Source organism: Pseudalkalibacillus sp. SCS-8 (assembly GCF_040126055.1).
Taxonomy (GTDB): Bacteria; Bacillota; Bacilli; order Bacillales; family Fictibacillaceae; genus Pseudalkalibacillus; species Pseudalkalibacillus nanhaiensis.
The window spans coordinates 38,145-61,921 of sequence record NZ_CP143541.1 but is presented as its reverse complement, the minus strand read 5'-3'; the positions used below and the strand labels follow the sequence as shown (position 1 = coordinate 61,921).

Below are 23,777 nucleotides of genomic sequence, written 5' to 3'. Positions count from 1 at the left end.
TCTTAATGACTACTACATACCCTTAGTATGGGTGGATGAAGGGGTTTTATAATTTCCTTATGTATCCTTTAAGAGAAGCAGACGCCGTATGAAAAAAAAGTAAAAAAGCAGTTAGACACTTTCTGCCTTACTGCCCGCTTACCATCATACCGCTCGCCGTATCTTCAGCAAACGTAATTTCGACCGTTTCGGTCAACACATCCGCATAACTGTATGATACACGTTCGAATGCGTTTGTATCTTGATCCAATTTTACAATGAAAACTGCTGGATAAGTTTCTTCTAAGGTGCCGCTTCGTTCAATGGTTTTTCGTCGTCCTCCGTTAGCTTTCAACGTAAGCCGCTTTCCGACTTGCCCTTCTAACACGCGTTTTATATCAGGAATTGTTTTTCCCATGCTACTACACCTCACTTAGACAAATTATAACATCTTTTGATGCATTTTGTCAAAATAAATCTAAAATTATAGCAATCCTCTATAACGGTTGTCAACGGTATTGCCGATAATTTTTTAATCTAAAACTATTTTGTCTTAAATAGCAGGTGAATATGTAGACTTGTACAAAAAATATGAAAAAGTCAACACGAAATAAAAGATGCGACAAATGAGGCTGCCTCTTTGTTGTTCTTTCTGTGCTCATTTTCCATTTGGATAAGAGTCAGCCCTTCGTTTGTCTATACATTCGCGTTAGCTGTAGAGGAGTTATTGCTGTTTTCAGGATCCTTTATCGGCATTCCTGTCCTTAGGAAACCTGTTGTCTCCACCCCACCTAGACCATCGTCGCCAGTGATGGTGTTCCTCAAGACCTCCCAAACATTAATTCGATCGTAAAACGAGGTGAAGCTTACCTTTGAGACGATATACACCGGATCCAGCGCGTGTATGTTGACTCTAGATGGTGAACTTGCAAAATTGGCTCCTGCTCGGATTAACGATTCAAAATGCGATTGACAAGCACCCGCAAAAATCATCATCTGGTCGAGGTTCGGGTTTTTCTTCCTTGCATCCTTTACGGTTCGTACAAAATACTTCGAATGCCGATAAGCTTGCAGGTCGGAAATTTCCCCTTTAGAACGGATATAGGCATCGTGACCTGTAATGACTAGAATATCTGGAGCTACTTCATCGATTAAGGCGGGGACCTTCTCAGGCATTTCCGATTCTTTCATGTGGATGCCAAATACGGGTACGTTCAACTTTTTATATAACTCCAGGCATTTGTTCAGATAATAAGGATCTCCATCGACATGCAGCACTTTACCGGGCAGCCTGAAATAGGAGTTGTTTTTGTCATAACCCCCCGTAGCGGAGTACTCCATTTTATGTCGAAGGAGCTGATAATCTTGACGAAACAATCGGTAAGATGATTTTTCCTTTTCTTTGATCTTTTTCCGACGTTCTTGTTGTTCATCACCATTCATGACAACAAGATCTTCTAAAGGGGCATCCGCAATCAGTCTCATATCCTCCCCAGCAAGTTCAGCTATTTTTTGATCTTCTGATATATATGTTATCCGGAACAGAAGGTCACAATGATATGAGCGTCGCCCGACAATATCTCCTACCTGTATAGACATATTCTCTTCTCCCCTTCGACGAGAGTGATCAGAAATACTTCTTCATACCAATATTATGGATACTCTTTAAACCTATGTGAGAGAGGATGAAAAAATGATAAATAAAGGGAAACATTCAAAAACAAGCTATAAAAAAGAGGGAGTCTTTCGCAGATTGAAGGAAAAAAAGCCCCTGTCGAGCTGGACACGCTAAAAGAAGGCTGTCCATATTCAACAGGGGGTTGAAAATCAATTTCTATTTTAATTTCAATAAGCCGTTTGAAAGCTTTGCAAATTCACCGATCGTCAGCGATTCACCTCTACGCCTTCCGTCGATATCAAGCTCTTGTAAAATCTCTTCGATTAAAGGCTTCTGATCCTTTGAAAGAAGGTTGTTTTGTAAGTTGTTTAATAAAGTCTTTCTCCGTTGTGCAAAGCTTGCCCGTACAACCTCGAAGAAAAATGCTTCATCGGTTACTTCAACTGGGGGCTGTTTTCGTAACGTCAACGAAATGACAGAGGAGTCGACGTTCGGCTGAGGAACAAAAACCGTTTTCGGTACTTTCACTTCTGATTTCGCTTCAGCATAATATTGAACGGCGATCGACAGCGAGCCGTAATTCTTGTTACCCGGCTTTGCCGCCATCCGATCCGCTACTTCCTTCTGAATCATTACGACGATGCCACGGATCGGCAGCTGTTCAGTCAACAGCTTCATGATGATGGGTGTCGTAACGTAGTAGGGTAAATTGGCCACCACCATAATGTCTTCTATTTCCGAATAATCATTTTTAATCATGTCGTGAAGGTCCGCTTCCAAAACATCCTGATGGATAACGTTCACATGTGGGTATGGAGATAACGTGTCCTTCAAAATTGGTATAAGACGTAGATCAATTTCGAATGCTGTTACTTTTTTGGCATGTTTGGCCAATTGCTCAGTTAAGGAACCGATTCCCGGTCCAATTTCGATCACGCCCGTTTCAGACGTTATTCCTGCTGTACTCACAATTTTGTCGAGTATGTTCCGATCGATCAAGAAGTTTTGACCGAGACTTTTTTTGAAAGTGAATTTATGCTTATCAATAATCGATCTTGTATATTGAGGGGTAGAGATATCTTTTCTCATTCCTTTTCCTCCTTTAGCACCTGATGAACCGCATCTATGAATTCTTCACGACTTATTTGGAACATCTTCAACTTCTTATGTAGTTGTTTTCCATTACTATATCCAATCTTCAGATGCAGCCCTAGCTTTTCTCTCCTGGAGCGTGCCTGCATACCACCAATCAACCCTGCATCAACGAGATCCTGCCGGTGGATGAGCTCGACCTCTTCTCCTAAGTAATCTTCCTTCGCATTCTCCAAGGCTGCCTGAATTGATTCATCGGATGCATGTTCAATCCCTACACCTTTATTATTAACGGCGATAGCCTCTTTTTTTGGTAAAAAGGCATGCTTACACCCCGGTATCTCATCTCGAATGATCCTTCGTATACGTTCCCCTGGGTAATCCGGATCGGTAAAGACAATGACACCACGTCTTTCCTGAGCAAGACGGATTTGCTCCAGAGTAGATGCACTGATCTCAGAGCCATTCGTTTCAATTGTATCCGCATCTAATGCGCGTTTTATTGCAATCGTGTCGCTTTTTCCTTCGACCACGATGACTTCTTTGATTTTCATGAAAACCTCCGAAAAATGTGAAACCTTTTTGTAATAAATACGTCTAATAAGTAGAGCCACTATTAAAACAGTATACCCTAACCCTTTTATATAGATAAAGCTTTGTAGAACCAAAATAAAAAAGAAAGCACAGGAGATTAATCCTATGCTCTCTCAACCATTCTGTTAATTGATGATTTTAATTCGAACAGTCTTTCTTCCCCAGCTTCTTGCAGCAGATTTACTACTGAAGAACACATCAATTTTGTTACCAACGATTGCTCCACCTGTATCAAGCGCCGTTGCATAGCCGTATCCCTCAACCCAGACCTTGCTTCCAAGCGGTATAACACTCGGATCGACCGCAATGACTTTGGCATTCGGGTTTGCTCTCAAGTTATATCCTGTCGTCGTGATTCCAGAGCATCCTGTACAGAAAGCCGTATATGCAGTGCTGGTAACGTAGAACTCTCTACCCTCCGGTTCAGTAGAAGGCTTCTGACGGGATATATTGCGTTTTTTCACCTTCGTACCGACTGCAACAATTTTATCTTTGCTATCCGATACTTTTTCGGTTTTTACAAGCTCACGAGATACTTCTTTCCCGTTTTCCATGATAACTTCGTAATGCTTTTTCAGTTTACCTTCTTGCCCTTGGGAAACGACTTTTTCTGTACCCTTGGCTAGATTGTTGTCTTTACGCTTCACCACAGCGTAATCGATTTTCTCTTCCACTACATCGGTGACCTTTTCTACTCTGATGACTTTGATCTTAGAACCTTTTTTGACAAGTGTGTCTTCGCCAGGCTCTATACGATCCAGATCAGATAATTTGATCTTATGTTGTTTTAAAAGGTCAGCGACCGTAATCGAAGTGGTCCAGACTTTCTTCTCTTTTCCACCGTCATTCAATTTGACTTGGAAGGCTTTATCGAGCTTCACTTCCAGTCCGTCTTCAACTTCGGTATCCAATTCTGGACTCAATTTATCATGCTCTTCAACTTTGATCTCTTCGTTTTCCAACAGCTCTTGCACCGTGGAAGCAGTGGTCCAAACCTTCTGCTCTTTACCATCGATGTCAAGCTTCACTTCATGCGATTGGATCCAAGTGATCTTCATATCATTCGTGACTTTCGAGTCTAACCCGGGGTTAACTTTGTCGTGTGGACTAATGTCAATCCCGTGTTCTGTTAGAATCCCCTTTACGGTATCGGCATGAGTTTTCACCATTTTTTCTTCCCCGTCAATCGAGAGCGTCACAGTTTTCTTTGTCATGTCGTATGCTCCGACACTCACTGCAACACCTAGTACGAGAAGTCCTGCAATTGAAACCAGAAGCCACTTCCCCGTAAACATTCTGGTCATGACAGATTTTAGGTGGATCATGTCCCGACCCCTCCTTTTCCGAAATCTTCAATCCTCACTCCAGCTTGCCTTGTTGGAACAAGAACCTCCTTTTCACTTTTGGTCCCCATTATGCAAGGGAAATTTGCAAAAAGAAAGAAAAATTGTTCGACAGCATTAGTAGCAAATGGATGGGATTTTTGTAGAATCTCGCTTTCTGTTACAGCATTTCTTTTCTTTCGACAAGATCCATCAGCGATTGATGCCGAAAAGACGAAATGCATTGTCGGACGTTTTTTGGGCGAGTTCTTCTACAGAGATGCCTTTCAAATCAGCAATTTGTTCAGCGATATATTTAACATAAGCGGATTCATTTCGCTTACCTCTTAATGGATGCGGACTTAAAAACGGACAATCTGTCTCGATAAGAAGTCTGTCCATCGGAATTTCTGCAGCCACTTCTTTCGGACGTTTGGCGTTCTTAAAGGTAACAGGACCACCGAAGGATATGTAGAAATTCATATCCATGCATCGTTTAGCAATTTCAAGACTACCGCTATAGCAGTGCATGATACCGCCAACTTCTCCTGCATCTTCTTCTTCTAAAATTGAAACCACATCTTCAGTTGCCTCTCGATTATGGATGACAATCGGTAACTTCACCTTTTTGGCAAGTCGGATCTGCTGCCGGAAGACATCCTTTTGCACGTCTTTCGGAGATTTATCCCAATGGTAATCCAGTCCCATCTCTCCAAGAGCCACCACTTTAGGATGTGAAGATAGCTCTTCAATCCATTTCAGATCTTCTTCAGTCATGTCGATGGCATCTACCGGGTGCCAACCAACTGCTGCATAGATGAAATCATAGGTCTCCGCTAGATCCATGGCTCCATTAATCGTCTTGCGGTCAAAACCGACAACTACGATATGGGATACGCCTTCATCCAGTGCTCGTTGTATGACTTCCTCTCGATCTTCCTCAAACTGATCGGCATTCAAATGTGCGTGTGTATCAAATAACATAGTTAAAAACACCTACTAAATACATGGTTTCTGATTCAGAATTCCTATATCCTGAAACACTTTCCTAGTTTATCACATTTATTATAGGAATTGCTAAGTCAATAGCTTGTCATTACGGTTACAAATCGATTACAAAATGATTATCTATTCTGATAATAGCTTCCTTGAACGCCTGAAACCCTTGTGCCTCAACGCTTTTGGTAAACTAAAAGAGGGCATCCAGTTTGGGCTGCCCTCCAATATCTAACATATGGAAAGTGCCACTTTTGGATGACCCTCTTATTATCGGTCCTTTTATTTGACGATGGATCCGTTCGGTAACGACTGATCGATGGTTGCAAGCTTTAGCTGTCCATCCTTGCTTCCAGCGAGCACCATTCCTTCCGAACGCTCTCCCCGAAGTTTCACCGGCTTCAAATTCGTGACGCAAATCACTTTCATACCGACTAAATCCTCTGGTGCATAATATTGAGCGATTCCAGAAACGACCTGACGCTTCTCTGTGCCTAAATCTAATTGAAGCTTCAAGAGCTTATCGGCTTTTTTAACCTTGTCCGCTTCAACAATTTCAGCAACCTTCAATTCTACCTTCGTGAAATCCTCAAAAGAGATTTCGTCCAACTGATCTTTCTTGTTCACTTCTTTATTGGTCTCCTCATTCTTGGACTCCTCTTCTTCTGCAGGAACGGAACCCTTCATTGAGGATTTGATATACGTAATTTCTTCTTCATTCTCAAGACGCGGGAAGATCGGTTGGCCTTTTTGAACTGTCGTACCACCTGGAATCTGACCGAATTCCTTCAAGCTATCCCAGCTTGTAAGGTTCGCATCTCCATTTATTCCAAGCTGCTCCCAAATTTTCGCTGGTGCTTTCGTCATGAATGGTTGAATCATCACCGAAATGTAGCGCAAGGATTCAGCCAAGTGGGACATGACAGAAGCCAATTGGTCACGTTGATCTTCATTCTTCGCAAGGATCCAAGGCTGCGTTTCATCAATGTACTTGTTCGTACGGCTGACAAGCTGCCAAATGGAGGATAATGCGACTGAGAATTCCATATGATCCATTGCCGTCTCTACTTTGGTCAACGTTGCATTGACCAGCTCTTCTAAAGAATCATCGTATGACGTGATCATTCCTTCATGAGCAGGAATCTTTCCGTCGAAGTATTTACTAATCATTGCGACTGTACGATTCAACAAGTTCCCAAGGTCATTTGCAAGATCATGATTTACACGATCCACGAAGCTCTCCGGTGTAAATACACCATCGGAACCAAACGGAACTTCTCGTAGAAGGTAATAACGAAGTGCATCCAAGCCATAACGATCGATCAATGTCACCGGATCGACAACATTCCCCTTGGATTTCGACATTTTACCATCTTTCATTAACAACCAGCCGTGTGCGAATACTTGTTTCGGCAACGGAAGATCCAATGCCATCAGGATGATCGGCCAATAAATCGTGTGGAAACGTGTGATTTCCTTACCGACAAGGTGTACATCAGCCGGCCAGTACTTCTTATACTTACTGTCATCTCCTGAACCATAGCCAAGAGCTGTAATATAATTCGATAGCGCATCAATCCACACATAGATGACGTGTTTCGGATTCCCCGGTACCTTCACTCCCCAATCAAAGGAAGTACGCGAAACTGCCAAGTCCTCTAGTCCTGGTTTGATGAAGTTATTGACCATTTCATTCTTTCGTGTTTCAGGCAATATGAAATGTGGATTCTTCTCATAGAATTGCAGCAAACGATCCGCATATTTGCTCATCTTGAAGAAATACGACTCTTCCTTCACCTTTTGAACGGGACGCCCACAATCCGGACACTTCCCGTCTTCCAGTTGGAGATCCGTAAAGAAGGATTCACATGGCGTACAATACCAGCCTTCATATTCATCGAGATAAATATCGCCTTGGTCCATCAATCTCTTGAAAATCTTTTCAACGACATCTTTATGACGATCCTCAGTCGTACGGATGAAGTCATCATAGGAAATGTCGAGTTTGTCCCAAAGTTCACGGATGCTGTCTACGATTTCATCGACATATTCAATCGGCTTGACGCCTTGTTCTTCTGCTTTATCCTGGATTTTCTTCCCATGCTCATCTGTACCTGTCAAATACATGACATCATAACCGCGAAGGCGTTTATATCTTGCAATCGCATCACCTGCTACAGTCGTATATGCATGTCCGATATGAAGCTTTCCACTCGGATAATAAATCGGTGTTGAAATGTAAAAGGTTTTGTTTTCCCCTGTCATCTTGCTACCTCCTCAATTTCCAGAAATTGTTTCATATTAAACCGATAGGGGTAATTTCTAAGTATATTGTTCGTTACGGTGTAATTTTCCCGACTTTATTCTATCATTAATTGAATACTTTTTCTTTCTCTAGACATAAAATGACACAATCGCACGAAAAACAATATATGTAAATACCTACAGGATGACTGTCTTGCTCACAAAATATACATGGATTACTCAGATTCACGCAAGGTAGGTTTGTCGATATTCGACATAGCTTTTGTCGAATTTTGACGAATCAGCACGCACTATAATACTTTTAGGTTATTAGTAATCCTTTTGTGAATAGTAGATATTTACTGTAAATACTTCTTGTATCTGGAGGTTTTTGACTGCTAAATCCCTTAAAATTGTGTCAACCATGCCATTGTAGGACGTTTACAGATTTTGCATATACTTTCTCAAAAGAAAATGATTGACGAGTTTGGGAATCGCTGGTATTATTAGAGCATAATAGTTTTTGTCGAATAATGACGATAAACATAGAATGAAGTCATAAAAAAGTAATAAGAGAGGAGACTTAACATTATGAAATCTACAGGAATTGTACGTAAAGTTGATGAGCTAGGAAGAGTTGTAATCCCAATCGAGCTTCGTCGTACTCTCGGAATTGCAGAAAAAGATGCGCTTGAAATCTACGTAGATGATGATCGCATTGTACTTAAGAAATACAAGCCTAACATGACATGCCAAGTGACTGGTGAGGTATCAGATGATAACCTATCCATCGCTGATGGCAAGATTGTATTGAGCCGTGAAGGTGCAGAATCAATTCTTAAGGAATTGAACGATTACGTTTCAAAAATGAAGTAATGAATGAAAGTCAGGCTGACAGTAAATCTGTCAGCCTGTTTTTTTTAGTCGATATGATAAGCTTGATAGACCTCCCGCTTAGGAAGATTCCGATCTGCTGCCACTTGTTTTATAGCCTCTTTACTCGATAGACCATCTCGTTCCATATATGCCTGGATATGCTCGACGATCGTCATGGAATCCCACCAAGAGGCTGTCGATTCAATGATGACACCGGCCCCTTCAATAATTAGGCAAAATTCCCCTCTTATCTGTTCTTCTTCGCTCCAGGCCTTTAAATCAGCTAAGCTTCCACGGATGATTTCTTCATACCTTTTCGTCAACTCCCTATTCAATGAAGCCTGGCGTTCACTACCGATATGCGTACATAGATCCTTCAACGTCTCCTTCAAGCGATGAGGAGATTCATAGAGAATAATCGTATCTCGTACCTTGGATAAGAAATCAAGCTCTTCTTTTTTGGTTTTCTTATCCCTCGGTAGAAATCCGTAGAAATAAAAATGATCCGTCTTTAAACCGGATGCAACGAGCGCAGGTAATGCCGCGTTGGCTCCAGGCAGTGGTATGACTGCGATTTCTTCTTCCACACACTGTTTCACCAAGTCATAGCCAGGATCTGATATCCCAGGCATTCCTGCATCACTGACAAGAGCAATGACCTTCCCTTCCCTCATCTGGCTTAATAGCTTTTCTCCACTTTTCAATTTGTTATGCTCATGATAACTAACTAAAGAGGTCGAAATATCAAAATGATTGCATAGCTTACGGGTTTGTCTCGTATCCTCACATGCAATCAAATCAGCATCCTTGAGAGATTGGATCGCGCGATAGGTCATATCTTCTAAGTTTCCAATCGGTGTCGGGATGATCAAGAGCTTTCCGTCATTGGTTTCCGTTTGGTAGCTGGATTGATTCCACATGATCATTTTGCTCCTTCATTAAGATGAGACGTTTCTTTTCTGTTTTCTTCAATTGCTTGATCTTGTATTCAGCTTTCAAGGCATCTGATTTCGTTCTATGGTATTCAAGGTAGACAAGTTCAACTGGCGTACGACCCCTCGTGTACTTGGCCCCTTTCCCTTGCTGATGTGCACATACACGCTTTTCAATATCATTCGTATATCCAGTATAAAGACTTCCATCATTACATTCTAGAATGTACACACAATATTCTTCATCGCCCATACGCCTGCATGACCTCCTCTGAATATTGGCCGTTCTGATCAAAAACAACGATTGGAGGGAGGAGCTTTAGATCGGGTTTACCGTTTTTCGCACCTTCAACAAGAACCATATTGGCCTCTTTTCCTTCTTTCGGATGGACAAGCTGGAGTCGTTTTGGCTCCAAGTTATACTTCCGCATTGATGTCAGAAGGTCCATTAACCGCTCAGGACGATGGACGAACGCTGCTTTCCCGCCATTACGTAAATGTTTGGCACTGATACGGACAACATCGTCTAATGTACAATGGATTTCATGCCTTGCAATCGCAAAATGCTCATTTGAATGATGGTCTTCTGGATTCTGTGATGCAAAGTATGGAGGGTTGCATGTCACCACATCATAGTCTTGCTCTGCATTCCTTTCGCTATCGAGTATGTTCGCATGAATCACATTTATCTGGTTTTCAAGCTGGTTCAACTCGACACTTCTTTCTGCCATACTCACAAGTTTTTCTTGAATTTCGATTCCTGTGATCCTACCGTTCGTTCTCCTTGTTAAGAGGAGGGGTATCGCGCCAGTGCCAGTACATAGGTCTAACAGCTTTCCTTTTTTTATCGGTACGTGTACAAAGTTAGCAAGGAGGACTGCATCGAGAGAAAATGTGAACACAGAAGAGCTCTGGATGATCTTGAGCTCATTTTCAATGATATAATCGACTCGCTCTCCTACATATAATCGTGCTGTCATGACATTAAATCCTTTCGGCTTCGTTATCTTTTTATATCTCCTATTGTTTCCTAAAGTGACGTTTTGACAATTCAACAGGCAAACTTCTTCTATGAGAAAAAAGACCTTATCAAACCGTGCAGGTGATAAGGTCTCTTAAAATGCCTTTATGACGTCAGGGCTCACTTCTTGTTCAAAAATGAAAGGCAGAACAAGCAATCCCCTTCGGTCCGTATGCTCCCATAATGGAGGTTACATATATGGAAGCCTTCCTGATAAAGACGCGCCAACGTATCAAAGCCTTCACCAATATCCGGAGAATTCTTTTGCCCATCGGCCGTCTTTTTTGAAGTCTTCGGCCCAGCTGGTTGTTTTTCACGTTCTAGTCGGCTTCGTAGGTTCCGATTTTCGACTTCAAGATGATGATTTTCTTCAAGAAGAGCAGCCAATTGGTTTTTCAAATCTCCCAATTGCTTGTATAAACTTCCGATTTGCTCTTCCATTTCACTTACTCTTGAGAAGATTTCTTTCTTATCCACGGCTTCACCCCGTTACTCTGTCACTTGTGAAACGGAGCCTTCCTTAATAAGCTCATCGAGGGTGTATTCAATCACACGTTCACGTTCGTAAAGGTTGACCTGTACGAGACGTTCGAGAATATTAAGTCCAACAACCTTCCCGTTACCATGTGCTGTGTGAATTTCTTCTCCTATGTCTGGAAGCTCCTTTTTTGCTGTTTCATAATCATCATTCTCATATTTCAAACAACACATGAGTCGACCACATAATCCTGAAATCTTCGCCGGATTCAAGGAGAGGTTCTGATCCTTCGCCATTTTGATGGAAACGGGTTCAAAATCTCCCAGGAATGTCGAACAGCAAAGCAAACGCCCGCAAGGTCCAATACCTCCAAGCATTTTCGCTTCATCCCGGACCCCGATTTGACGTAATTCAATACGAGTCCGGAAAATGGATGCCAAGTCTTTGACCAGTTCACGGAAATCGACTCGTCCATCTGCTGTGAAATAAAAGATGACTTTGTTTCGGTCAAATGTATATTCAACATCGACAAGCTTCATATCCAATTCATGCTCATCGATCTTTTTAACACAGACATCAAATGCTTCTTTCGCTGCTTCCTTGTTTTCTTGGACAGATATCTGATCTTTTTTGTTCGCAACTCGAACGACTTTCTTCAATGGAAGGACGATATCATTTTCATCCACTTGTTTCTTTGCGATAACCGTCTTTCCATATTCAATTCCTCGAGCAGTTTCGACAATGACAAATGTGTTAACATCTATATCAAAATCACCAGGATCAAAATAATAAATTTTACCCGCTTTCTTGAAGCGGACACCAATTACTTCATACACTAGGGTTATCCCTCCTGCAATCTAAGCACTAATTGCTCCATCAAGAGTTGAATGTTCATATTGGCGTTCAATCGCCGTTTTGCCTCGAGAATCTGCATCATTTGATGCTGTACTCGGCTCTGGGAGCTTTGTAATGCTTGGACGGATAATATATTTTTATAGTCGCTGAACACGACTGAGTCTTCTTCCAATTGTGTAAGGAAAACATCCTTGAACCAGATCAACAACAGATCCAATCCAATTTCGACTTGTTGTTTTTCTTTAAAATGTGGATGCCAATATTCGTGAAGAGCAAGAAGAGCACGTTGAGGTCGTTCAAAAAGCTCTTCTCCTAATTTTAACACGTTCCTTCGAGCTTGTACAAACCACTCATCTTCAAGGAAATCTTCAGCTTCATTCAGGTCGTTGGTTAAGGCAACAGCCGTTTTCGCCAATTGCTCTGGATGACCCTTGTCCATTAGAGCTTGAATCAACTGTGCCTGAGATTGTGGAGCGAACGTAAGAATTTGACATCTTGAAAGAATCGTATCCAATAGCTGCTGAGGGTTTTCGGTCAAAAGGAACGCAATCGTCTTCTGACCTGGCTCCTCCAGGAATTTCAACAGGCTGTTTGCAGCTTGGGTCGTCATCCTCTCAGCATGCTCGATGATATATGCCTTTGATTTTGATTCCAGCCCCAAGTACGAAAATTCTTTCTGAAGCTTACGCACTTGTTCAATCTTGATCGATTGTCCATCTGGTTCTACGAGATGGACATCAGGGTGATTTCCAGAATCGATACGCTTACAATCTGGACATTGGCCGCAAGGTTCACTTGAATCTCTCATCCGACATAGATAGGCCTTCGTCAAATGGAGCGCGACCTGCTTCTTTCCTGTGCCTTTATTTCCTTTGAACAGATAAGCGTGTGCCAATCGTTCTTTCTTTATGCTGTTTGTTAATAGCCTTACAACGTACGGCTGTTTATTCGCCAGCGTATTCCAGCTCATTTCCGATCGACTCTTTTCTACGTATACAAATTAACGAGCAATCCCTTGATCTCACCAATCCGACTTAAAATATCTATTGATTCCCCTTCTCGGGCAACAAGCTCATCGGTCAACATCAAGAGCTCCTCATCAATACGTTCAATCAGACGCATTGTATCAAGATTGCCTTGACCACCCCAGCTCCGGGACTTTTTCAGGCTCATACCATGCTCTACGGATTCTTTTACGAACCTTTTGACAAGGCGTTTATACTCCCTGAGATCACTCAATGTTCTGGATCTCACCAATCGTTTCCCTTGAGACTCAATCTTACCTAAAAGGGATGAAAGGTGCTCATTTTGAAGCTTCTCCTGTTGTGCTTGAACGACCGATTGGAACTTCCCTGAGTTCACGGGGAGATTTTTACCTTCTTGGAGCCTATGTTCCACGGTTGAACGCAAGTCAGCACGAATTTCCATTGCTCAATATCCCCCTAAAATTGCATGAACTGTTCAATCGGTAGAACAAATACAGTCGCTCCGCCCACTTCCACTTCAACAGGGTATGGGACATAGGAATCCGCATTTCCACCCATGGGTGAAACAGGAGCTACCAGCTGGTCTCTGGATTGACAGTTTTCTTTGATGATATCCAGGACACGCTGTACATGCTGATCCTCTACACCAATCATGAAAGTCGTATTACCAGATCGTAGAAAACCACCTGTAGTTGCCAGTTTTGTAGCACGAAAATTACTTTTTACGAGCGCATCCGATAACCGATTACTATCTTTATCCTGAACCACCGCCACCACAAGCTTCATAAGCGAGAGCTCCTTTCAAGGTATTCTAGAATCCTTCGATCATTTACAATCGGAGATTCTTTCTTATATTCATTATAACAGTTGTAAAAACGTCATTCTATTTTATCTTTGCAAGTTTCTCATCGATTATGCTCAGAACATCCTCATAGACAGAGTCGACAGGCTTTTCCGCATTAATTGTTTCAATTCTGTCCGGGAACATCTCAAGCACTCTTCTGTATCCTTCTTGGACTTGATGATGGAAATCAAGCTTCTCTAAGTCCAATCGATTTTTCTCCCTTTGGGTATTATCATCAATTCGACTAAGGCCCACTTCAGGGGAAAGGTCGAAATAGATGGTCAGGTCAGGCATACAGTCTTCCGTCGCAAACCGATTGATGGAATACACCTCTTCAATTCCCAGGCCTCTCGCAAAACCTTGGTAGGCCAAACTGCTGTCGATAAATCGATCACAAAGGACGATTTTTCCTTCTTCCAAAGCAGGGATAACTTTTTCAGCAAGATGTTGTCTTCTGGCTGCGGCATATAACAATGCCTCTGTCCTGCCATCCATTTTAGTATTGGCTGGGTTTAGGATGACGGAACGGATCTGCTCGGCAATTTCGATGCCGCCAGGCTCCCGAGTAACGATGAAAGGTACATCTCGAGTCTCAAACTCCTTTTCTAACCGTTTGATGATCGTTGTTTTCCCAGCTCCTTCTGGACCTTCAAAAGTAATAAAAATAGGTTGTTGCATAAGTTGTTACCTCCGACTCTAGTTGGTTGATTTCCGAATGACCGATATCCCTTCTTCTAACCGATTACCTTGAAACCTTGCTTTTTTATTTAGTAGTGTCTGAATGTACTCAATATGTGCTTTTGTAATCCGTTCTCCTTTTAGAAGTACAGGTATGCCGGGTGGATATGGAATTACACTTTCGGCGCTTATTTCTCCATCAGCTTCCTCAATCGGGATGGTGAAGGTTTTTCCCTTACTAAGATCTCTATTGCTTGTCTCAATTTCGGTTATTCCGGGGAGTTCATCCAAAGCGTCAATTTGAACATCCCTTTTCTCGAAGACGGGGTAGGAATGGAGTGCATGCTTCATCTTTGCGACGATTTCATCGATATGCTTAATTGGTTCCAAAGGTAAGACGAACAGCACATTATACGGATCTGCAAGCTCCGTGTAGATTCCTTCCTTCTCCAATACCATCTGCAGTTCATAACCGGATAGTGAAGTCCTTGTTTGAAGGATGAGCTTTAACGGATCATTCCACCCTTTTTCAATTGAACCCTGGACGACCTTTACTTGCGGAATTTGTTCCAAACGTCGTTTGAAAATTTGAATGGATTCCATCAATTCATCCAGGTCCTGTCGTTCTAACCCTTGAAGGTAAGCACTTGCATAATCGAGAGAGGCCATCAACAGATAAGATGGACTGCTCGATTGAAGCATCTGCAGCTTCTCTTCAAGTAAACGGATTTCAATAAAGTTTGACCGGACATGCATATAAGAGGCCATTGTCATGGCGGGTAGGGTTTTATGTGCAGATTGGACGACGACATCCGCCCCCATGGTCAGCGCAGATGGGGGAAACGGCTCTCCAATCGAAAAATGTGCACCATGTGCTTCATCGACAAGTACAGGATTATTTTGTTTATGTATATAAGCAATGATTTCTGTCAGATCCGCCGTCATTCCGTAATAATTAGGATTTGTGAGAATGACCGCATCAAAGGAAGCATGTAATTGATAGGCTTTCTTAACTTGGGATAGAGAAATGCTTGTCGTCACACCTGTTTCCTTGTCCATTTCTGGTGTGATGAATACAGGGGTTACCTCAGCGAGTTCTAGCCCATTCATAATCGACTTATGACAATTCCTCTGAACAAGCACTTTAGACCCTTTCCTGCATGTTGCAAGGATCATTGCGAGATTACCAACCGTCGTTCCGTTCACGAGGAAGAATGTATGATCTGCATGATAAAACTGTGCTGTACGCTCCTGCGCTTCCTTTATGATTCCAGACGGATCATGAAGATCATCCAATCCGACCAATTCAGTTGCATCAAGGGAGAGTAGATTTTGTTTCGAACATTCATCTTTCCATAGCTCTCCAAATTTATGTCCAGGTACATGGAAGGCATGCTGCTGTCCTTCATAATGCTCCTTCAGGCGATCAAGAATTGGCGTACGTATTTTCTTCACTATTCATCATTCCGATACATTAATCTAATATCCTCTCCCCATTCTATCAAAAATCAGGTAGCTTGACTTGCTAATGAAACAGGTAAAGGATGGTACGGAAAAAGATGATGCTCTTACAATGCGCCTTAGCTTATTTTTTGTATGAAAGACGCACATAAAAAAACAGGTGTCATCACCTGCTTTAGCACGATACTCGATTAATTTTTCTTAATTTCTCGATGAAATATTGATATTCTTCATCATCTGTATCTGTTACGACCATGCGCTGTTCACATGTTGTACATAAGAAATGTTGAAAAATATAGATTCCCTTATTTGTTTTTTCCTCACAAACCATACATGTATCAATGGATCGTTTTGCGGTTTCCATTTCTCCCACCTCCATCATCCATTGTTCCCAGAAACAATTACAAATATACAAAAAGAATTCAATTTTAAGAAAATTTAGCTGCTATCGTAAATGTATGATAGGACGCTTGAAATTGTGTATGTCTCCATCAAAGTCGCCCAATTTAAATAGGCGGTTGGATTGTAATTTTAGGTTTTTGAATAGTAAATGAGGGGGTTAGGATAGTATTTTGGGGAATTTGGATAGTAAAACGGCTTTTAGGTTAGTAAATGCTCCGTTTCGGATAGTAAATGCTCTGTTTCGGATAGTAAAAGTTGATTTCTTCCGAAATTCACTCCCTTTCCGCGGGCGAACCGCGAGCCTCCTCGCTCGCTTTGCTCACTGTGGGGTCTCGCCAGGCTCGCTTTTCCCGCAGGAGTGTCGTGAATTTCTACAAAAATCAACTTTAACAGGAAGTTTTTTTCTTTGATGCATTCCAAGATCTTTAAAATACAAAAAAGAGTAGTCATTTCGACTACTCTCTTGTTTGCCCGGCGACGTCCTACTCTCACAGGGGGAAGCCCCCAATTACCATTGGCGCTGAAGAGCTTAACTTCCGTGTTCGGCATGGGAACGGGTGTGACCTCTTCGCCATCATCACCAGACTATTTTGTTAGGGAATCCTATTCCCTCAAAACTAGATAACGTTTCTTGAAAACATCTTCGATGTTAAGTATTGTGGTTAAGTCCTCGATCGATTAGTATCTGTCAGCTTCACGTGTCGCCACGCTTCCACACCAGACCTATCAACCTCATCATCTCTGAGGGATCTTACTCGCTTGACGCGATGGGAAATCTCATCTTGAGGGGGGCTTCATGCTTAGATGCTTTCAGCACTTATCCCGTCCACACGTAGCTACCCAGCGATGCTCCTGGCGGAACAACTGGTACACCAGCGGTGTGTCCATCCCGGTCCTCTCGTACTAAGGACAGCTCCTCTCAAATTTCCTGCGCCCGCGACGGATAGGGACCGAACTGTCTCACGACGTTCTGAACCCAGCTCGCGTACCGCTTTAATGGGCGAACAGCCCAACCCTTGGGACCTACTTCAGCCCCAGGATGCGATGAGCCGACATCGAGGTGCCAAACCTCCCCGTCGATGTGGACTCTTGGGGGAGATAAGCCTGTTATCCCCAGGGTAGCTTTTATCCGTTGAGCGATGGCCCTTCCATGCGGAACCACCGGATCACTAAGCCCGACTTTCGTCCCTGCTCGACTTGTAGGTCTCGCAGTCAAGCTCCCTTGTGCCTTTACACTCTGCGAATGATTTCCAACCATTCTGAGGGAACCTTTGGGCGCCTCCGTTACACTTTAGGAGGCGACCGCCCCAGTCAAACTGCCCACCTGACACTGTCTCCGAACCGGATCACGGTTCTGGGTTAGAATTTCAATACCGTCAGGGTAGTATCCCACCGACGCCTCCACCGAACCTGGCGGTCCGGCTTCTAAGGCTCCTACCTATCCTGTACAAACGATACCAAAATCCAATATCAGGCTACAGTAAAGCTCCATGGGGTCTTTCCGTCCTGTCGCGGGTAACCTGCATCTTCACAGGTACTATAATTTCACCGGGTCTCTCGTTGAGACAGTATCCAAGTCGTTGCACCTTTCGTGCGGGTCGGAACTTACCCGACAAGGAATTTCGCTACCTTAGGACCGTTATAGTTACGGCCGCCGTTTACTGGGGCTTCGATTCAGAGCTTCTCCCGTAAGGGATAACCCCTCCTCTTAACCTTCCAGCACCGGGCAGGTGTCAGCCCCTATACTTCGCCTTACGGCTTCGCAGAGACCTGTGTTTTTGCTAAACAGTCGCTTGGATCTTTTCACTGCGGCTCTCTCGGGCATACACCCTATCAGAGCACCCCTTCTCCCGAAGTTACGGGGTCATTTTGCCGAGTTCCTTAACGAGAGTTCTCCCGAGCATCTTAGGATTCTCTCCTCGCCTACCTGTGTCGGTTTACGGTACGGGCACCTCTTTCCTCGCTAGAGGCTTTTCTTGGCAGTGTAGGATCAGGGACTTCGGTACTCTAGTTCCCTCGCCATCACAGCTCCGCCGTATGGTGGACGGATTTACCTATCCACCGGCCTTGACTGCTTGGACGCGCATATCCATCAGCGCGCTCTCCCTACCTTCCTGCGTCCCCCCGTTGCTCAAACGGAAAGGAGGTGGTACAGGAATATCAACCTGTTATCCATCGCCTACGCCTTTCGGCCTCGGCTTAGGTCCCGACTAACCCTGAGCGGACGAGCCTTCCTCAGGAAACCTTGGGCTTTCGATGGAGAAGATTCTCACTTCTCTTTTCGCTACTCATACCGGCATTCTCACTTCAAAGCGCTCCACGAGTCCTTCCGGTCTCGCTTCTCAGCCCTTCGAACGCTCCCCTACCACTGTACCAACGGTACAATCCATAGCTTCGGTGATACGTTTAGCCCCGGTACATTTTCGGCGCAGAGTCACTCGACCAGTGAGCTATTACGCACTCTTTAAATGGTGGCTGCTTCTAAGCCAACATCCTGGTTGTCTAAGCAACTCCACATCCTTTTCCACTTAACGTATACTTGGGGACCTTAGCTGATGGTCTGGGCTGTTTCCCTCTCGACTACGGATCTTATCACTCGCAGTCTGACTCCCGTGGACAAGTTCCTGGCATTCGGAGTTTGACTGAATTCGGTAATCCTGTGGGGACCCCTAGTCCAATCAGTGCTCTACCTCCAGAACTCTCACCACGAGGCTAGCCCTAAAGCTATTTCGGGGAGAACCAGCTATCTCCGAGTTCGATTGGCATTTCACCCCTACCCACACCTCATCCCCGCACTTTTCAACGTGCGTGGGTTCGGGCCTCCATTCAGTGTTACCTGAACTTCACCCTGGACATGGGTAGATCACTCGGTTTCGGGTCTACGACAACGTACTCCTTCGCCCTATTCAGACTCGCTTTCGCTGCGGCTCCGTCTTTTCAACTTAACCTTGCACGTTATCGTAACTCGCCGGTTCATTCTACAAAAGGCACGCCGTCACCCGTTAATGGGCTCCGACTACTTGTAGGCACACGGTTTCAGGATCTCTTTCACTCCCCTTCCGGGGTGCTTTTCACCTTTCCCTCACGGTACTGGTTCACTATCGGTCACTAGGGAGTATTTAGCCTTGGGAGATGGTCCTCCCAGATTCCGACGGGGTTTCACGTGTCCCGCCGTACTCAGGATCCACTCTGGAGGGAACGACGTTTTGGCTACAGGGCTGTTACCTCTTCTAGCGGGCCTTTCCAGACCGCTTCGCCTACGCCGTTCCTTTCTTACTCCGTATAGAGTGTCCTACAACCCCAAGAGGCAAGCCTCTTGGTTTGGGCTGTTTCCGTTTCGCTCGCCGCTACTCAGGAAATCGCGATTGCTTTCTCTTCCTCTGGGTACTAAGATGTTTCAGTTCCCCAGGTCTGCCTTCTCATACCCTATGTATTCAGGTATGGATACTATCCCATTACGGATAGTGGGTTCCCCCATTCGGAAATCCCCGGATCGAAGCTTACTTACAGCTCCCCGAGGCATATCGGTGTTCGTCCCGTCCTTCTTCGGCTCCTAGTGCCAAGGCATCCACCGTGCGCCCTTCATAACTTAACCACGTTATGAATGAACTTACACTTTACTTCTTGTCATTTAAAATGACGTTTCGATGTCTTGTTTTCAAGAATTGTTATCTAGTTTTCAAGGAACATGGCCACTACTTATGAGTAGCAGCTTTGCTGCCATGCGCCGAGGAAGCTTTCTACAAAGCGTTCTCTAGTAAGACGCAGGCGCAGAATTGAAAGAGATTCAGCTCTTTCAAAACTAAACAAAAGCCAAAGCGTGTTATGTCCTTAAAGGACTCCTTAGAAAGGAGGTGATCCAGCCGCACCTTCCGATACGGCTACCTTGTTACGACTTCACCCCAATCATCTGTCCCACCTTCGGCGGCTGGTTCCAAAAGGTTACCTCACCGACTTCGGGTGTTACAAACTCTCGTGGTGTGACGGGCGGTGTGTACAAGGCCCGGGAACGTATTCACCGCGGCATGCTGATCCGCGATTACTAGCAATTCCGGCTTCATGCAGGCGAGTTGCAGCCTGCAATCCGAACTGAGAATGGCTTTATGGGATTCGCTCAACCTCGCGGTTTTGCTGCCCTTTGTACCATCCATTGTAGCACGTGTGTAGCCCAGGTCATAAGGGGCATGATGATTTGACGTCATCCCCACCTTCCTCCGGTTTGTCACCGGCAGTCACCTTAGAGTGCCCAACTGAATGCTGGCAACTAAGATCAAGGGTTGCGCTCGTTGCGGGACTTAACCCAACATCTCACGACACGAGCTGACGACAACCATGCACCACCTGTCACTTCGTCCCCCGAAGGGGAACCTTCCATCTCTGGAAGTAGCGAAGGATGTCAAGACCTGGTAAGGTTCTTCGCGTTGCTTCGAATTAAACCACATGCTCCACTGCTTGTGCGGGCCCCCGTCAATTCCTTTGAGTTTCAGCCTTGCGGCCGTACTCCCCAGGCGGAGTGCTTAATGTGTTAACGTCAGCACTGAGGGTGGAACCCCCCAACACCTAGCACTCATCGTTTACGGCGTGGACTACCAGGGTATCTAATCCTGTTTGCTCCCCACGCTTTCGCGCCTCAGCGTCAGTTACTGGCCAGAGAGCCGCCTTCGCCACTGGTGTTCCTCCATATATCTACGCATTTCACCGCTACACATGGAATTCCACTCTCCTCTCCAGTACTCAAGTCCCCCAGTTTCCAATGGCCCTCCACGGTTGAGCCGTGGGCTTTCACATCAGACTTAAGAGACCGCCTGCGCGCGCTTTACGCCCAATAATTCCGGACAACGCTTGCCACCTACGTATTACCGCGGCTGCTGGCACGTAGTTAGCCGTGGCTTTCTGGTTAGGTACCGTCAAGGTACCGCCCTGTTCGAACGGTACTTGTTCTTCCCTAACAACAGAGCTTTACGACCCGAAGGCCTTCATCGCTCACGCGGCGTTGCTCGGTCAGGCTTTCGCCCATTGCCGAAGATTCCCTACTGCTGCCTCCCGTAGGAGTCTGGGCCGTGTCTCAGTCCCAGTGTGGCCGATCACCCTCTCAGGTCGGCTACGCATCGTCGCCTTGGTAAGCTCTTACCCCACCAACTAGCTAATGCGCCGCGGGCCCATCTGTAAGTGATAGCGAGAAGCCATCTTTTAACCTTCCTCCATGCGGAGGTAGGTGTTACCCGGTATTAGCCCCGGTTTCCCGGAGTTATCCCAGTCTTACAGGTAGGTTGCCCACGTGTTACTCACCCGTCCGCCGCTGATCTCAGGGGAGCAAGCTCCCCATTGATCCGCTCGACTTGCATGTATTAGGCACGCCGCCAGCGTTCGTCCTGAGCCAGGATCAAACTCTCCAATAAAGTAAAGTTTGTCTTGCTCATAAAATGTAAAATCGAAATTGATTCAGGGTTTATTTAAAAACCCGTTTCACGCTTGGCTTTTGTTCAGTTTTCAAAGAGCTTTGTCGCTGTGTTCACTTTGTTGTGATATCTTGTTGCGACTTTTAATATAATATCATCATCTTTCGAGCTTGTCAAAGCTTTTTCTCGCTTTTTTTCAAAGAAAGATAATGTTTGGTTGCGCTTCTCAAAAGCGCGACAAAAACAACTATATCACGGTACCTTTATCTATGCAAGGGTTTTTCCCAAAAAGAAAAAGAGCTCTCTTCGATCAGCTCTTTTCATAGTTTTATAGGATGATTTTTTGAATAGCCACGAGGGCAAGTAAACCGGGAAGTCCAAGGAATCCTGATACAGAAGCTGTCACCAGGTTGATTGGGATGTGTAAGTTGAAGGCAGTTCCAAAGGCATTCAGGAAAAATAATAATAAGGCACCAATAACAAGTTTGATCATACCTTGTCCGACCCAACGAAGTGGTTTCAATGGTGCTCCTATGATTAACAGCAGGATGATCAAGCCGCAAACAATGGCAAAAACCCAGAACGGATCCATACAATAGCCCCCTAACAGTTTGTCTCACCTCTATAATTATGTAGGGAAGCACAAAAAAAGAACGGGAAGGATCAAAAACTCCCCATTCTTATTTTCCTGACCTTCGCTTCTTTCAATAAGAAGAAGTACTTAGCTTTTGCCAGTTCCACTTCAAATAGGACTTGCTCTGAAGGTTCCACGCTATTTTCAATCAGTTCTTTTTTTGTTAACCATTCGGATCGTACAGAGTCGATGGTTTTTAGTAAACGTTCATTCGCTTCCTTACGAAGCCGACCTTTCCGACGAAAAAACACGACTTAACCCGCCTCCGTAGCGCTATATTTCTCGGCGCCCTTCCAGAGCACGAGATAATGTGACTTCATCCGCATATTCAAGGTCTCCTCCTACCGGAAGGCCATGAGCTATGCGGGTGATCCTAATTCCAGTCGGCTTTACGAGACGACTGATATACATCGCTGTCGCTTCACCTTCTATGTTCGGGTCTGTCGCCATGATCAGTTCCTGGACTGTATCATCCTGGAGTCGTTTAATCAGCTCTGCGACCTTTATGTCTTCAGGACCGATTCCCTCGACAGGTGAAATTGCACCGTGAAGGACATGGTATAATCCGCGGTACTCTTTCATCTTCTCCATTGCAATGACATCCTTCGAATCGTGGACCACACAGATCATCGATCGATCGCGACTGGAATCATCACAGATCATGCATGGGTCGCGATCCGTAATATGGTGACAATTTGAACAGTAGGTAAGATCTCTCTTTGCGTTGACCAATGCTTTACCAAATTCAAATACGTCATCCTCTTTCATATCTAAAACAAAGAAAGCAAGTCGAACCGCTGTCTTCGGTCCGATGCCTGGCAGTTTCATAAAGCTGTCGATCAACTTCGAAATCGGTTCAGGATATTGCACCGTAATTCCTCCTATAAAAGGGGCAGACCCTCAAGGGCCTCTCCTTTCAAGCAGGTAAGCCAGATCATTGAAGATTGACTCTTGCTGCTTTTCATTCGTGATAACCTGACCTACTCATTTGTAATAGGTCGTTTCCAAACCCTCTGGGCTGGATTTAGAACATTCCCGGCAGGTTCATACCTTTCGTGAATTGACCCATATCTTTGTTGACGAGCTCGTCAACATTCTTCAATGCATCATTTGTAGCTGCTAAAATTAGATCTTGAAGCATTTCAACATCATCAGGGTCAACTGCTTCTTCTTTAATGACGATATCGATGATTTCCTTATGGCCGTTTGCTGTTACAGTGACCATACCTCCACCAGCAGTGCCGTCTACTGTTTTGTCCTTAAGTTCCTCTTGTGCTTTCATCATTTGCTTCTGCATTTTTTGCATTTGCTTCATCATGTTATTCATATTACCTTTCATTTTTCCTTCCTCCTTTAAGCATTTAAA

Annotated in this window: 23 protein-coding genes and 3 rRNA genes; 1 reads left to right on the top strand and 25 read right to left on the bottom strand. The window is 44.3% G+C overall.

Translation table 11 applies throughout. The features are described 5' to 3' along the window. Positions 1 to 127: 127 nt before the first annotated feature. The 7 genes from veg to metG form a co-directional block, all read right to left on the bottom strand. Positions 128 to 397 (bottom strand): biofilm formation stimulator Veg, encoded by a 270-nt coding sequence (gene veg, locus V1497_RS00300; protein ID WP_349409059.1) that lies wholly within the window; start codon positions 395 to 397, stop codon positions 128 to 130. 278 nt (positions 398 to 675) lie between these two features. Beyond that, positions 676 to 1,578 carry a sporulation peptidase YabG gene (yabG, locus tag V1497_RS00295; RefSeq protein ID WP_349409058.1) on the bottom strand — a complete coding sequence of 301 codons (903 nt, stop codon included), beginning with the start codon at positions 1,576 to 1,578 and terminating at the stop codon, positions 676 to 678. 235 nt (positions 1,579 to 1,813) lie between these two features. After that, positions 1,814 to 2,686 carry a 16S rRNA (adenine(1518)-N(6)/adenine(1519)-N(6))-dimethyltransferase RsmA gene (gene rsmA, locus V1497_RS00290; RefSeq protein WP_349409057.1) on the bottom strand — a complete coding sequence of 291 codons (873 nt, stop codon included), beginning with the start codon at positions 2,684 to 2,686 and terminating at the stop codon, positions 1,814 to 1,816. Next, entirely contained in the window at positions 2,683 to 3,243 is a 561-nt protein-coding gene (rnmV, locus tag V1497_RS00285; RefSeq protein WP_349409056.1) for a ribonuclease M5, read from the bottom strand. Before rnmV ends, rsmA begins: the two co-directional genes overlap by 4 nt. Positions 3,244 to 3,408: 165 nt before the next feature. Further along, a complete protein-coding gene (locus tag V1497_RS00280; RefSeq protein WP_349409055.1) occupies positions 3,409 to 4,608 on the bottom strand; it encodes a ubiquitin-like domain-containing protein in 1,200 nt (399 codons plus the stop codon). Positions 4,609 to 4,818: 210 nt separating this feature from the next. Further along, positions 4,819 to 5,589, bottom strand: a complete 771-nt coding sequence (locus V1497_RS00275) for a TatD family hydrolase (protein ID WP_349409054.1) — start codon at positions 5,587 to 5,589, stop codon at positions 4,819 to 4,821. Positions 5,590 to 5,883: 294 nt separating this feature from the next. Beyond that, positions 5,884 to 7,866 (bottom strand): methionine--tRNA ligase, encoded by a 1,983-nt coding sequence (gene metG, locus V1497_RS00270; RefSeq protein WP_349409053.1) that lies wholly within the window; start codon positions 7,864 to 7,866, stop codon positions 5,884 to 5,886. 570 nt (positions 7,867 to 8,436) lie between these two features. Here metG and V1497_RS00265 point away from each other — a divergent pair. Then, the gene (locus V1497_RS00265) at positions 8,437 to 8,721 is read left to right on the top strand and encodes an AbrB/MazE/SpoVT family DNA-binding domain-containing protein (protein ID WP_349409052.1); all 285 of its coding nucleotides are present in this window, start codon (positions 8,437 to 8,439) and stop codon (positions 8,719 to 8,721) included. 44 nt (positions 8,722 to 8,765) lie between these two features. Here V1497_RS00265 and rsmI read toward each other — a convergent pair whose 3' ends face one another. From rsmI to V1497_RS00175, 18 genes are all read right to left on the bottom strand, one after another. Further along, complete coding sequence (gene rsmI, locus V1497_RS00260; protein WP_349409051.1) at positions 8,766 to 9,641, bottom strand: 16S rRNA (cytidine(1402)-2'-O)-methyltransferase; 876 nt, start codon at positions 9,639 to 9,641, stop codon at positions 8,766 to 8,768. Continuing rightward, positions 9,604 to 9,906, bottom strand: coding sequence for a GIY-YIG nuclease family protein (locus tag V1497_RS00255; RefSeq protein WP_349409050.1), 303 nt, complete (start codon positions 9,904 to 9,906; stop codon positions 9,604 to 9,606). The genes rsmI and V1497_RS00255 overlap by 38 nt, the downstream gene beginning before the upstream one ends. Beyond that, complete coding sequence (locus tag V1497_RS00250) at positions 9,896 to 10,633, bottom strand: tRNA1(Val) (adenine(37)-N6)-methyltransferase (protein ID WP_349409049.1); 738 nt, start codon at positions 10,631 to 10,633, stop codon at positions 9,896 to 9,898. The genes V1497_RS00255 and V1497_RS00250 overlap by 11 nt, the downstream gene beginning before the upstream one ends. A gap of 161 nt (positions 10,634 to 10,794) precedes the next feature. Next, positions 10,795 to 11,151 carry a DNA replication initiation control protein YabA gene (gene yabA / locus V1497_RS00245; RefSeq protein ID WP_349409048.1) on the bottom strand — a complete coding sequence of 119 codons (357 nt, stop codon included), beginning with the start codon at positions 11,149 to 11,151 and terminating at the stop codon, positions 10,795 to 10,797. 12 nt (positions 11,152 to 11,163) lie between these two features. Beyond that, positions 11,164 to 11,988, bottom strand: coding sequence for a stage 0 sporulation family protein (locus V1497_RS00240; protein WP_349409047.1), 825 nt, complete (start codon positions 11,986 to 11,988; stop codon positions 11,164 to 11,166). Positions 11,989 to 11,993: 5 nt separating this feature from the next. After that, a complete protein-coding gene (gene holB, locus V1497_RS00235; RefSeq protein WP_349409046.1) occupies positions 11,994 to 12,977 on the bottom strand; it encodes a DNA polymerase III subunit delta' in 984 nt (327 codons plus the stop codon). Positions 12,978 to 12,994: 17 nt separating this feature from the next. Then, on the bottom strand, positions 12,995 to 13,435 hold the full coding sequence (locus tag V1497_RS00230; protein WP_349409045.1) for a YaaR family protein: 441 nt from the start codon (positions 13,433 to 13,435) through the stop codon (positions 12,995 to 12,997). Between the two features lie 14 nt (positions 13,436 to 13,449). Beyond that, positions 13,450 to 13,779, bottom strand: a complete 330-nt coding sequence (locus tag V1497_RS00225) for a cyclic-di-AMP receptor (protein ID WP_349409044.1) — start codon at positions 13,777 to 13,779, stop codon at positions 13,450 to 13,452. 97 nt (positions 13,780 to 13,876) lie between these two features. After that, the gene (gene tmk, locus V1497_RS00220) at positions 13,877 to 14,515 is read right to left on the bottom strand and encodes a dTMP kinase (RefSeq protein ID WP_349409043.1); all 639 of its coding nucleotides are present in this window, start codon (positions 14,513 to 14,515) and stop codon (positions 13,877 to 13,879) included. A gap of 18 nt (positions 14,516 to 14,533) precedes the next feature. Beyond that, positions 14,534 to 15,970: an aminotransferase class I/II-fold pyridoxal phosphate-dependent enzyme gene (locus V1497_RS00215; RefSeq protein ID WP_349409042.1), complete on the bottom strand. Its 1,437-nt coding sequence runs from the start codon at positions 15,968 to 15,970 to the stop codon at positions 14,534 to 14,536. Between the two features lie 181 nt (positions 15,971 to 16,151). Further along, positions 16,152 to 16,340 (bottom strand): sigma factor G inhibitor Gin, encoded by a 189-nt coding sequence (locus V1497_RS00210; protein ID WP_349409041.1) that lies wholly within the window; start codon positions 16,338 to 16,340, stop codon positions 16,152 to 16,154. 507 nt (positions 16,341 to 16,847) lie between these two features. Further along, positions 16,848 to 16,963, bottom strand: a 5S ribosomal RNA gene (rrf, locus tag V1497_RS00205). Positions 16,964 to 17,036: 73 nt separating this feature from the next. After that, positions 17,037 to 19,973: ribosomal RNA gene (locus V1497_RS00200) — 23S ribosomal RNA — on the bottom strand. A gap of 252 nt (positions 19,974 to 20,225) precedes the next feature. Then, positions 20,226 to 21,777, bottom strand: a 16S ribosomal RNA gene (locus V1497_RS00195). The 16S, 23S and 5S rRNA genes sit together here, the layout of an rRNA operon. Positions 21,778 to 22,105: 328 nt before the next feature. After that, a complete protein-coding gene (locus tag V1497_RS00190; protein WP_349409040.1) occupies positions 22,106 to 22,369 on the bottom strand; it encodes a pro-sigmaK processing inhibitor BofA family protein in 264 nt (87 codons plus the stop codon). Positions 22,370 to 22,440: 71 nt separating this feature from the next. After that, positions 22,441 to 22,662: a YaaL family protein gene (locus V1497_RS00185; RefSeq protein WP_349409039.1), complete on the bottom strand. Its 222-nt coding sequence runs from the start codon at positions 22,660 to 22,662 to the stop codon at positions 22,441 to 22,443. Positions 22,663 to 22,684: 22 nt separating this feature from the next. Further along, positions 22,685 to 23,281, bottom strand: coding sequence for a recombination mediator RecR (gene recR, locus V1497_RS00180; RefSeq protein WP_349409038.1), 597 nt, complete (start codon positions 23,279 to 23,281; stop codon positions 22,685 to 22,687). 154 nt (positions 23,282 to 23,435) lie between these two features. After that, positions 23,436 to 23,750 (bottom strand): YbaB/EbfC family nucleoid-associated protein, encoded by a 315-nt coding sequence (locus V1497_RS00175; protein ID WP_349409037.1) that lies wholly within the window; start codon positions 23,748 to 23,750, stop codon positions 23,436 to 23,438. Between the last annotated feature and the right edge of the window lie 27 nt (positions 23,751 to 23,777).